The sequence below is a fragment of the Acinetobacter sp. CIP 64.7 genome (genome assembly GCF_000369745.1).
Lineage (GTDB): Bacteria > Pseudomonadota > Gammaproteobacteria > Pseudomonadales > Moraxellaceae > Acinetobacter > Acinetobacter fasciculus.
Genome location: NZ_KB850181.1, coordinates 1 through 10,600 on the forward strand (window position 1 = coordinate 1; position 10,600 = coordinate 10,600).

General features: G+C 44.5%; 10 protein-coding genes and 2 rRNA genes. 6 read left to right on the plus strand and 6 right to left on the minus strand.

Going from position 1 to position 10,600, the window contains the following annotated elements:
• Positions 1–2,845, plus strand: a 23S ribosomal RNA gene (locus tag F890_RS16545); the annotation flags it as partial.
• A 213-nt stretch (positions 2,846–3,058) separates the two neighbouring features.
• Positions 3,059–3,173 (plus strand): 5S ribosomal RNA (gene rrf, locus F890_RS16550).
• 157 nt (positions 3,174–3,330) lie between these two features.
• On the opposite strand, the gene F890_RS16555 is transcribed toward rrf, so the two are convergent.
• From F890_RS16555 to F890_RS16565, 3 genes are all read right to left on the minus strand, one after another.
• The gene (locus tag F890_RS16555) at positions 3,331–4,713 is read right to left on the minus strand and encodes a dihydrolipoyl dehydrogenase (protein ID WP_017397643.1); all 1,383 of its coding nucleotides are present in this window, start codon (positions 4,711–4,713) and stop codon (positions 3,331–3,333) included.
• A gap of 305 nt (positions 4,714–5,018) precedes the next feature.
• A complete protein-coding gene (locus tag F890_RS16560) occupies positions 5,019–5,441 on the minus strand; it encodes a protein tyrosine phosphatase family protein (RefSeq protein WP_004733682.1) in 423 nt (140 codons plus the stop codon).
• The gene (locus F890_RS16565) at positions 5,434–5,769 is read right to left on the minus strand and encodes a protein tyrosine phosphatase family protein (protein WP_004733684.1); all 336 of its coding nucleotides are present in this window, start codon (positions 5,767–5,769) and stop codon (positions 5,434–5,436) included. The genes F890_RS16560 and F890_RS16565 overlap by 8 nt, the downstream gene beginning before the upstream one ends.
• A 125-nt stretch (positions 5,770–5,894) precedes the next feature.
• Here F890_RS16565 and F890_RS16570 point away from each other — a divergent pair, with 125 nt between their 5' ends.
• From F890_RS16570 to F890_RS16580, 3 genes are read left to right on the plus strand one after another with little or no spacing between them, the layout of a single operon-like run.
• The gene (locus F890_RS16570) at positions 5,895–6,791 is read left to right on the plus strand and encodes an alpha/beta hydrolase (RefSeq protein ID WP_004733687.1); all 897 of its coding nucleotides are present in this window, start codon (positions 5,895–5,897) and stop codon (positions 6,789–6,791) included.
• On the plus strand, positions 6,792–7,223 hold the full coding sequence (gene trxC, locus F890_RS16575; RefSeq protein WP_004733689.1) for a thioredoxin TrxC: 432 nt from the start codon (positions 6,792–6,794) through the stop codon (positions 7,221–7,223).
• 5 nt (positions 7,224–7,228) lie between these two features.
• Complete coding sequence (locus F890_RS16580; RefSeq protein WP_211100818.1) at positions 7,229–7,666, plus strand: acyl-CoA thioesterase; 438 nt, start codon at positions 7,229–7,231, stop codon at positions 7,664–7,666.
• Positions 7,667–7,729: 63 nt separating this feature from the next.
• Here the strand turns inward: F890_RS16580 and F890_RS16585 are convergent, their stop codons facing one another.
• A complete protein-coding gene (locus F890_RS16585; RefSeq protein WP_004733694.1) occupies positions 7,730–8,233 on the minus strand; it encodes a DUF4442 domain-containing protein in 504 nt (167 codons plus the stop codon).
• Between the two features lie 28 nt (positions 8,234–8,261).
• The gene (locus tag F890_RS16590) at positions 8,262–8,750 is read right to left on the minus strand and encodes a YajQ family cyclic di-GMP-binding protein (RefSeq protein ID WP_004281601.1); all 489 of its coding nucleotides are present in this window, start codon (positions 8,748–8,750) and stop codon (positions 8,262–8,264) included.
• 91 nt (positions 8,751–8,841) lie between these two features.
• Between F890_RS16590 and F890_RS16595 the strand changes: the two genes are divergently transcribed.
• Positions 8,842–9,156: a rhodanese-like domain-containing protein gene (locus F890_RS16595; RefSeq protein WP_004733697.1), complete on the plus strand. Its 315-nt coding sequence runs from the start codon at positions 8,842–8,844 to the stop codon at positions 9,154–9,156.
• 87 nt (positions 9,157–9,243) lie between these two features.
• Here the strand turns inward: F890_RS16595 and F890_RS16600 are convergent, their stop codons facing one another.
• A complete protein-coding gene (locus F890_RS16600; RefSeq protein ID WP_004730312.1) occupies positions 9,244–10,476 on the minus strand; it encodes a transposase in 1,233 nt (410 codons plus the stop codon).
• Positions 10,477–10,600: the final 124 nt, after the last annotated feature.

Below are 10,600 nucleotides of genomic sequence, written 5' to 3' on the forward strand. Positions count from 1 at the left end.
GAAAGACGTGATAGCCTGCGAAAAGCTCCGGGGAGGCGGCAAATATCCTGTGATCCGGAGATGTCTGAATGGGGAAACCCACTTACCATAAGGTAGGTATTGCAACATGAATACATAGTGTTGCAAGGCGAACGAGGGGAAGTGAAACATCTCAGTACCCTTAGGAAAAGAAATCAATTGAGATTCCCTCAGTAGCGGCGAGCGAAAGGGGAAGAGCCCATTAAGTCATATAAGTTCTAGTGGAACGCTCTGGGAAGTGCGACCGTAGACGGTGATAGTCCTGTACACGAAAGGGCTTATATGATGATGTCGAGTAGGGCGAGGCACGTGAAACCTTGTCTGAATATGGGGGGACCATCCTCCAAGGCTAAATACTCCTGACTGACCGATAGTGAACCAGTACCGTGAGGGAAAGGCGAAAAGAACCCCTGTGAGGGGAGTGAAATAGATCCTGAAACCGCATGCATACAAGCAGTGGGAGCCGGCTTAGTCCGGTGACTGCGTACCTTTTGTATAATGGGTCAGCGACTTATATTCAGTAGCGAGGTTAACCGCATAGGGGAGCCGTAGGGAAACCGAGTCTTAATAGGGCGTTTAGTTGCTGGGTATAGACCCGAAACCAGGTGATCTATCCATGAGCAGGTTGAAGGTTGGGTAACACTAACTGGAGGACCGAACCCACTGTCGTTGAAAAGCCAGGGGATGACTTGTGGATAGGGGTGAAAGGCTAATCAAACTTGGTGATAGCTGGTTCTCCCCGAAAGCTATTTAGGTAGCGCCTCGGACGAATACCATTGGGGGTAGAGCACTGTTTCGGCTAGGGGGTCATCCCGACTTACCAAACCGATGCAAACTCCGAATACCAATGAGTACTATCCGGGAGACAGACTGCGGGTGCTAACGTCCGTAGTCAAGAGGAAAACAATCCAGACCGCCAGCTAAGGCCCCAAAATTATAGTTAAGTGGGAAACGATGTGGGAAGGCATAGACAGCTAGGAGGTTGGCTTAGAAGCAGCCACCCTTTAAAGAAAGCGTAATAGCTCACTAGTCGAGTCGGCCTGCGCGGAAGATGTAACGGGGCTAAAACTATATGCCGAAGCTGCGGATGCATAATTTATTGTGAGTGGTAGGGGAGCGTTCTGTAAGCCGATGAAGGTGGATTGAGAAGTCTGCTGGAGGTATCAGAAGTGCGAATGCTGACGTGAGTAACGACAAAGCGAGTGAAAAACTCGCACGCTGAAAGACCAAGGGTTCCAGTCCAACGTTAATCGGGGCTGGGTGAGTCGACCCCTAAGGCGAGGCCGAGAGGCGTAGTCGATGGGAAATTGGTTAATATTCCAATACTTCTGTGTAATGCGATGAGAGGACGGAGAAGGTTAAGTCAGCCTGGCGTTGGTTGTCCAGGTGGAAGGTTGTAGGCATGTATCTTAGGCAAATCCGGGGTACTCTATGCTGAGAACTGATAGCAAGCTGTACTTGTACAGTGAAGTGGCTGATACCATGCTTCCAGGAAAAGTCTCTAAGCTTCAGTTACACAGGAATCGTACCCGAAACCGACACAGGTGGTCAGGTCGAGTAGACCAAAGCGCTTGAGAGAACTCTGCTGAAGGAACTAGGCAAAATGGTACCGTAACTTCGGGAGAAGGTACGCTGTTGTCTGTGATAGGACTTGCTCCTTGAGCGGCCGACAGCCTCAGAAACCAGGCCCCTGCAACTGTTTATTAAAAACATAGCACTCTGCAAACACGAAAGTGGACGTATAGGGTGTGATGCCTGCCCGGTGCTGGAAGGTTAATTGATGGGGTTAGCGTAAGCGAAGCTCTTGATCGAAGCCCCAGTAAACGGCGGCCGTAACTATAACGGTCCTAAGGTAGCGAAATTCCTTGTCGGGTAAGTTCCGACCTGCACGAATGGCATAATGATGGGGGCGCTGTCTCCAGCAGAGACTCAGTGAAATCGAATTCGCCGTGAAGATGCGGTGTACCCGCGGCTAGACGGAAAGACCCCGTGAACCTTTACTGCAGCTTGACATTGAACTTTGATCTTACTTGTGTAGGATAGGTGGGAGGCTTTGAAGTCGCGACGCTAGTTGCGATGGAGCCGTCCTTGAAATACCACCCTGGTAATATTGAGGTTCTAACTCTGTCCCGTTATCCGGGACGAGGACCATGTCTGGTGGGTAGTTTGACTGGGGCGGTCTCCTCCTAAAGAGTAACGGAGGAGTACGAAGGTGCGCTCAGCGTGGTCGGAAATCACGCGTAGAGTATAAAGGCAAAAGCGCGCTTAACTGCGAGACCCACAAGTCGAGCAGGTACGAAAGTAGGTCTTAGTGATCCGGTGGTTCTGTATGGAAGGGCCATCGCTCAACGGATAAAAGGTACTCTGGGGATAACAGGCTGATACCGCCCAAGAGTTCATATCGACGGCGGTGTTTGGCACCTCGATGTCGGCTCATCTCATCCTGGGGCTGAAGCAGGTCCCAAGGGTATGGCTGTTCGCCATTTAAAGAGGTACGCGAGCTGGGTTTAGAACGTCGTGAGACAGTTCGGTCCCTATCTACCGTGGGCGTTGGAAATTTGAGAGGATCTGCTCCTAGTACGAGAGGACCAGAGTGGACGAACCTCTGGTGTACCGGTTGTCACGCCAGTGGCATCGCCGGGTAGCTATGTTCGGAAGGGATAACCGCTGAAAGCATCTAAGCGGGAAGCCTACCTCAAGATAAGATTTCCCCGAGACTTTATGTCTCCTAAAGAGCCGTTGAAGACTACGACGTTGATAGGTTGGATGTGGAAGCATAGTGATATGTGAAGCTGACCAATACTAATTGCTCGTGAGGCTTGACTATACAACACCCAAACAGTTGTTGTACGAACTTCGAAAGAAGTGAAGCTCAATTGATTCGAAATCAAACGATCAAACTTGATTTAGTTGAAAAGCTAGATAAAATGAACAACCTAATTTAACTCAAGTATCTCTGTTAATAACTCATTTGGTACGAAGTACGGCAAACACTGCAACAGCAGTTAAATAAGACCCGAACAAGTCCATAAACAGTTGTGCTGGCGACCATAGCAAGAGTGAACCACCTGATCCCTTCCCGAACTCAGAAGTGAAACCTCTTAGCGCTGATGGTAGTGTGGGGTTACCCATGTGAGAGTAAGTCATCGCCAGCTCATTATTCCAAAACACCCCCTGTCAAATGATAGGGGGTGTTTTTTTATGCGCGAAATAATCGTCTTATATATGTCATATATAAATTTAACATCAACATTGCTCAATATTAGACTAGAGCAAGAACTAATTTTAAAGCGTAATAGGTTTATAGCTCCTTTATAGCAATGCATCCAACTGACGTCGAGCATGTTTAAATGCCGTTCTGAGTCCTTCTTCCAAAGTCGGATGATAAAAAGGTTTGGCTAGAATCTGATGAATATCCTGATTGGCATCAATCATCCAAGCCAGTAAATGGGCCAGATGTTCTGCTTGTGAACAGAATAGTTCTGCGCCAAGTAATTTACCGGAGTTTTTATCAAAATAAACTTCTATTCCACCTGAGTTTTCTCCCAAAACTAGAGCACGTCCTTGGTTTTCATAAGAGACGAATCCCCGAATAAATTCGACGTGTTGATCTTCTAGCTGTTTAAAATTTTTTCCGACAATCGCCATTTCAGGATGACAAAATACAATCGCCAATGCGGTTAAGGCAGGAATAGGCTTTACATCCGGATAATTTAAACAGTTATAAACCGCCTGTTTACCCGCATGCGCGGCTTCATGTTGAATAGGGGTATCAAGTGCGGCATCACCGACTATAAATATAGGTAGGTTTGCAAGTTGTTTGGTTTCTTTATCGATAGGAAGGTTTTTGATGTCCTTGAATGTTGAATTGAGTTGATCTAGACCTAAACGATCTATATTGCTTTGTCGACCTGTGGCAGCTAAGACATATTCAACTTCAATATTCTTAGTCTGATCATTTTCTGTAAAGTTAATTTTTACTTTATCATCCTGTATTTCAACTTTATCTGGCAAAATTTTAAATTTGATATTCAGTTCTTTACTTAATTGCTCTTGTGCTAGTTTTTGTAAGATCGGGCTAGTTAAAGCACCTACTTTTTGACTACGCGCAAACATTGTGGTTCGTACACCCAGTCGTTGCATGGCTTGAGCTAATTCAATTGCAATGATGCCACTCCCGATTACTGCTAAAGACTTAGGTAATTGGGAGAATTCAAATATTTCATTGGAAGTGATGTATTTGTCTGTTAATTTTTTCTTTAAAGTTTCATCAATATTGGGGCGTGAGCCTACAGCGACAATAAAACTTTTGGCCCGATAGTATTGTCCATTGACTTCGATCGTTTGGGAATCAATAAATTTGGCTTTTCCGGAAATTTTATGTGAGCTGTCCCATTGATCGACACCTTTCAAGGTTGCGAGAATAAAACGTTCTCTAAAGACATGCACACGTTGCATCACATCTGAAGGATCAATGACAGCATTATGTTGTAAAGCAAGGTCTTCAGCAGTTTGAATATCATGCATGCGATTTGCAGAGGAGATTAGCAATTTACTTGGCATACAACCTACACGGGCACAGGTTGTATCCCACGGGCCATCATTGATAATTAAAATATTTTGGGTATATTCGACGGCTTCGTTATAAGCACTGATTCCTGCAGTGCCTGCGCCAATAATGATGAGGTCGTACATTATATTAAAATCATGTCGTAATATTTTACCACTATACAAAAAAGCCCTCAAAACAAGAGGGCTTTGTAGCAATTCATTACATTAAAGTAAACATACTCAAGTGAGCAAAAGATAACTAAACATCAACATCTACTTGAAGGATTTCAGTTAATTTATTTACTTGTCATCTATTTGGACTTAAATATATTTCATTTTAAACTTAAGCAAGTTAAATCGATGTTCCCACACTTACACCCACAGTCGGCTTCAAATTCATCGAGCTACAACCGGCAAAAGCCAAACTACAACATAAAATAATCAATAACTTATTCATGAATCAATCCTTGAGATTTAGCCTGATTAAACAAAGCAGCTGAACGTGTGCCACTACGGCAAACCATCAAAATTGGTTTAGGCAGCTCATTATAATATCGAGCAAATTCTTCAATATTCGCCTGAGAAAGCTGGCCACTCACCACAGGCTGATAAATCACACTAACTTGAGATTTCTCCGCAATGGAGCGTAATTGACTTACCGTGACATTATTACCAGTTTCCTGATCAGGACGATTTACAATCACAGATTTGAAACCTTGCTGAATCAATTGCTGAAACTTGCTTGGTGTCATTTGCCCTGTGACACTCACCGTAGAGGTCAGCGCACGGCTAAGATCATTTGCAGCAAAAACAGGTGTAATACAGCTAAAATATGTTGTTAGCAACACCCCTTTCCAAAACGACTTAGTCATCCAGCAGATCCATCTGTTTTGCCAGTTGATATAAGTTATTCGAGCGGTTTCCGGTGCGGCAGAACATCAAGATCGGTTTTGGTAACTCATTATAATGATTGACAAAAGTGCGTACATCAAGCTCCGTAATCTGACCGGCTACTACTGGCTGGAATACATAATCCAGACCGGCATTGCGTGCAGCTTCCTCGATTTGTGCACTGGTTGGCTGCTCGGAACCACCTTCCATGTCCGGACGGTTGTTGATAATCGATTTAAAACCTTTCTCAACCACTTGAGTTACGTGTTCCGGACCAATTTGACCAGCAAAACCTACATTTTCGCTCATGACGCCACTCCATCATTTCATTTATATCGATATGCTTTATGATAGCATTAAGCTGAAAACATGCTGAACCTGTTCTGAAATTTTTATAAATGATGATAACCATAAGATAACGCAATGGAGCGCGTATGCAGGCTTATACAGTTGAACCACTGTATGTCAAAAGCGGTCAGGAAGTGATTGCTGCAGATTTTTATCGGCCTAAAAATATAGAAAAACCGGCCGTAATCCTGATGGCTCATGGTCTGGCTGCCTTACGTCAATTTAAACTGGTGCAATATGCCCAGCGTTTTGCCAGTGCCGGCTATGCGGTGGTTTTATTTGACTATCGCTATTGGGGCGGCAGCACTGGGCGTCCACGTGAACTGGTGTCGATCAATGCCCAGCTCGATGACTGGCGAACCATGATCAGACATATTCAGGAACGCAAATCGATTGACAGTAAACGGATCGTGCTCTGGGGTACGGCCTTAAGTGGTGGGCACGTATTGACACTTGCAGCAGAGCTGAAAAATATTCAGGCGGCGATGGTACAGGTGCCTTTTGTCGATGGGGCTGAAAGTGCCCAACTATATCCTTTACAACAACTCCCCAAGGCGCTTAAAGTTTCCAGTCAGGATTATATGGGGGCCAAGGTTGGTATGGCACCAAAAACCTTACCTGTAGTTGATCCGCCTGAGCTATGTTTTATGCCGACACAGGACAGTTATGAAGGTTATCTGTCGATTGTCAATCCGGATTATTACTGGAGTGGTCATATTCCTGCACGGGCATTCTTCAAACTGATGCGCTATCGACCGATTCAGGAGGTAAGAAAGATTAATATTCCAGTACTGTTTATTGCGGCAAAACGGGATAGTCTGATTCCAATTGAATCGAGTCGGGAAACTGCCACCAATATTGCACCATTTGTGCAATATCATGAGTGGAATATCCGACATTTTGATATTTATCATGGGGAATGGTTTGAAAAAGCAGTTTCGACCCAATTAGAATTCTTACATCAACATATTGGAGTGCGCTAGATGATTATTGTATGTCCGGAATGTCTGGCCAAAAACCGTGTCCCTGAAGATAAACTCACTGCCAACCCTGCTTGTGGTCAATGTCATCAAGCCCTGATTCCACTGGCACCGATTGAAATAAATGAGCAGAATTTCAGCCAGTTTGTCACGCATAGTGACTTACCAATCCTGATTGATCTCTGGGCAGAGTGGTGTGGTCCCTGTAAAATGATGGCACCGCATTTTGCGACTGTCGCAAAACAATATCCAAATGTGGTTTTTGCAAAAATTGATACAGAAGCGAATCCTCGCTTAAGTTCGGCATTTAATGTTCGCAGTATTCCGACGCTGGTGTTGATGAATAAAAGCAACGAAATTGCTAGAATAAGCGGTGCATTACGATCAAGCGAGCTGCAAAAATGGCTTGATCAGCAGTTAAATACCCAACCCTAATTCAAATGCCTGGAGTGAAAGTGTCAGATTCTCAAGTAAGACCAGAGGGGATTCTTTCCCTACAGACGATCGCAATGCCTGCAGATACCAACTGGAGTGGTGATGTCTTTGGTGGCTGGATCGTTTCACAAATGGACTTGGCAGGCGCGATTCACGCAGAACGATTTTCAAAGGGACGTTGTGCCACGATTTCGATTAACCAGATGACTTTTCTGGTACCGGTAAAAGTCGGAGACGTGATTAGTTGTTATACCAAAATTTTAAAAGTAGGCAAGACCTCTATCCAGATGGAAATCGAGGTTTGGGACAGTCATGATGATTCACGCCCACCGATTCGGGTGACCGAAGGGGTATTTACCTTTGTTGCAGTAGATGTCAAAGGCAACAAACGTCTGATTCCAGAAGACGCGAAACAGAAGCTTTTAGAATCGCAATCAGCCTAATAATGGCTTGAAATAAAAAATCCCAGATTTAATATCTGGGATTTTTTTGTCTAAAAGAAGAAATTATGATTTCTTAAGCTGGCTCTTGGCAATCCAGGCCCAGAGCATTTCACATTGAATCGGAGCTTCACCTGATTCATCACTTACCACAACTTGAACCAATGTTTCGCCTTTATCTGAACTTTGCATCAAGGCTTGCTGCTCGGATGTAAGCGTAGCAATCGCAGTCATGGCACCGCGCGTCGGGCGTTTAAAATCAATCTTTAAACTTTTGATCAGCACAATTGCCGTATCCGGCACATTCATTGCAGTGACAAAACCAGTCGCGGTTTCTGCCAGTAAAGCCATGGCACAGGCATGTACCTGACCAATATGGTTTTGCATAGCTTTATGATTGGCGATTGTGACCACGACTTTTGCCGGACTCAGCTCTACATAGCGAATCTTGGCAGAGCCTACCATGGGAACCACACGGCCAAAAGTTTTACTCAGTAAAGCACTGCGTATACCTTGTGGTAATCTGGAAGTGGCGTTCACCAGTTTGGTCAGTCGATTGCGATGCGTCATAATTCCTACTTTAAGACACAGAACGGTCTTAATCTTTAAAGTTGTTGAACTGTAAAGGCAAACCAAATTGCTGTTCTTTCAAGAATGCCATTACTTGTTGCAAGGTATCGCGTTTTTTATCAGTTACACGAATCTTGTCGCCCTGAATCGAAGATTGCGCTTTAATCCCACTTTCTTTAATGGCTTTATTAATTTTTTTTGCGGTATCTGAGTCAAGTCCATCTTTAAGCTTGATCACCTGAATCACATTTTTGCCAGAAGCCGTCATTTTTTGTGGATCAAGCGCCTGAATATCGACTTTGCGTTTAAAGAAATGACTTTCCAGCATGCTATAGACTTGTTCACACTGGAAATCGCTTTCAGTCGAGATTTTGATTTCCTTGTTTTTTTCATTCAGTTCAATAGAAACGTCCTGACCACGGAAATCAAAGCGGGTCGCGATTTCTTTTTGGGTGTTTTGAACTGCATGATTTACTTCAAAAATTTCTAATTCAGAAACAATATCGAAAGAAGGCATAGTTTAGACCTTTACAAAGGGAAAGAATATCTGAGATGCTAGGGATGTTTTCTTCATTTGCCAAGTGTTGTTTACATCAAAGGAGTGCGCAATGATCCGTAAACAAGAAATTACAACATTTGAGTTCCCAGAAAATGCAATTATCTGGGATGTACGCGATTCAAGTGCTTTTGCTGAAGCACACGTGAAAGGGGCGGTGAATCAGCCCATTAACGATCTTTCAGCAGAAAGCCTAACTCAGGTGTCAGCGGATCAACCCATTTACATCTTGTGTGGTGGGGGCAGTAAAGCTCCACGTGCTGCGGAAAAACTAGAGGGTTTTGACAGCTCACGTGAATATGTCATTCTGATGGGTGGTACTCGTGCTGCCCGTGATGCAGGCTTACCGCTTGAACAGGGTGCATAAGCATTCTGTCAAAAAAAGCGCCGCAAGGCGCTTTTTTAATGGGGCTAATATTTTTCCCTCTCCTTTTAGGCATAGGTATCTACACATCTATGAGATACCTAATGCCATTGTGGCTATCTCATTGAGTTCATCTATTGAATATTCCGAGAGCAGTTGAAGAGTGTTCAGTAAAATCGAAAGCCCTGCCAATAAGGCAGGTGCACTTTCCAACCTACCTCTTTTCTGCTGCCGACCTGAAAGACGGGTGAGAAATACACGAATTTTCTGATGGTGTTCATCTTCAGAACGCTGGATTCGCCAAGTTAAAACACAAGCCATACAGCTAATCAGTAACCGCCTTAAAATGGCTTCAGGTCTGGTCTGAAGCCATGCTTCAATATCATGACCTGCCTGCTTGAGCAGCTTGAAATAGCATTCAATTGTCCAGCGCCAGTAATACCAGGTCGTCATCTCTACCGTAGTAATCTCTGATGGAACATTGCTGATTAGTGACCATCTTGCGACGGTCTTATCCTGATCATCTTTCACTACGGCAACAATTAATCTGGCTTCAATCGCACTCCCTGGCTGGGGAGCAACCCGTTGGCCTGAATCGTCATTTCTCTTCGGTTTTGCTGCACGTGTTATCCGGATAGCAGTTTCTCCCACATGCAACATATGCCGGTTTCCTTTATAGGCAATCGGCTGGACCTGCTGCGTTTCTACTCGTTCTGCGGCTTCTGCAACTTTGCATGTTTTGCCCTGATGCTCAATTCGATGGCCTTCTTTCGCCCGAATCAGCCATTTAAAACCCTGGCTGCTCATTTCCCTTAGGTGGGCAATGGAGTCACCTTCACGATCAATGATATGAACACATGTTTTCTCAATGGGATATTGTTCAATCACTTTGATTTGTTCGGTAAGTGAATCTAGATGAGATTTGCGCCCAGCAGAGTGTTGACTGAATGTGGAATAGCAGCCTGAGGCATCTGATAGTGTCTGCGCCAGTGGCGCAATAGGTAGTCCCGAGGCTGCATCAACCAGCAGACTGCTTTGCAATTCATAGCCTGAATCATATTGATGGGTTCTTTGCAGGCGCTGAATTTTATGATGGTGTTTCACATACTGTAGCTGAGACCAGTCATGAACAATCAATGCATATTGATGCGGTGATGCCTTGATCTGTTCACATGCAAGATGTTCAATTGGCTGGTTTAACTGACTAAAAGAGATTTTGTCATTATTCAGGAATCGCCAGACCGCTTGTGTGGTTGCGAAACTCGACTTTTGGGCAGAAGCCAGGTCTTTGATTGCCGGAGCAAGTGAAGCAAGAGGGTTCATATTGAGCTTTACAAGGCTGTTATAGCGCTTGACAAGACGCTGATCCAGGCCAGAGATGTTAAATTGAAGAGCATGCTCTTCAATTTAACGCAAAGTTCAGGAATTGTGTAGATACCTATGCCTT

Coding starts and splice junctions, on each gene's coding strand:
- F890_RS16555 (WP_017397643.1), bottom strand. CDS start 4,713: ATGTACGACCTCATCATTATTGGCGCAGGCACTGCAGGAATCAGTGCT.
- F890_RS16560 (WP_004733682.1), bottom strand. CDS start 5,441: ATGACTAAGTCGTTTTGGAAAGGGGTGTTGCTAACAACATATTTTAGC.
- F890_RS16565 (WP_004733684.1), bottom strand. CDS start 5,769: ATGAGCGAAAATGTAGGTTTTGCTGGTCAAATTGGTCCGGAACACGTA.
- F890_RS16570 (WP_004733687.1), top strand. CDS start 5,895: ATGCAGGCTTATACAGTTGAACCACTGTATGTCAAAAGCGGTCAGGAA.
- trxC (WP_004733689.1), top strand. CDS start 6,792: ATGATTATTGTATGTCCGGAATGTCTGGCCAAAAACCGTGTCCCTGAA.
- F890_RS16580 (WP_211100818.1), top strand. CDS start 7,229: ATGCCTGGAGTGAAAGTGTCAGATTCTCAAGTAAGACCAGAGGGGATT.
- F890_RS16585 (WP_004733694.1), bottom strand. CDS start 8,233: ATGACGCATCGCAATCGACTGACCAAACTGGTGAACGCCACTTCCAGA.
- F890_RS16590 (WP_004281601.1), bottom strand. CDS start 8,750: ATGCCTTCTTTCGATATTGTTTCTGAATTAGAAATTTTTGAAGTAAAT.
- F890_RS16595 (WP_004733697.1), top strand. CDS start 8,842: ATGATCCGTAAACAAGAAATTACAACATTTGAGTTCCCAGAAAATGCA.
- F890_RS16600 (WP_004730312.1), bottom strand. CDS start 10,476: ATGAACCCTCTTGCTTCACTTGCTCCGGCAATCAAAGACCTGGCTTCT.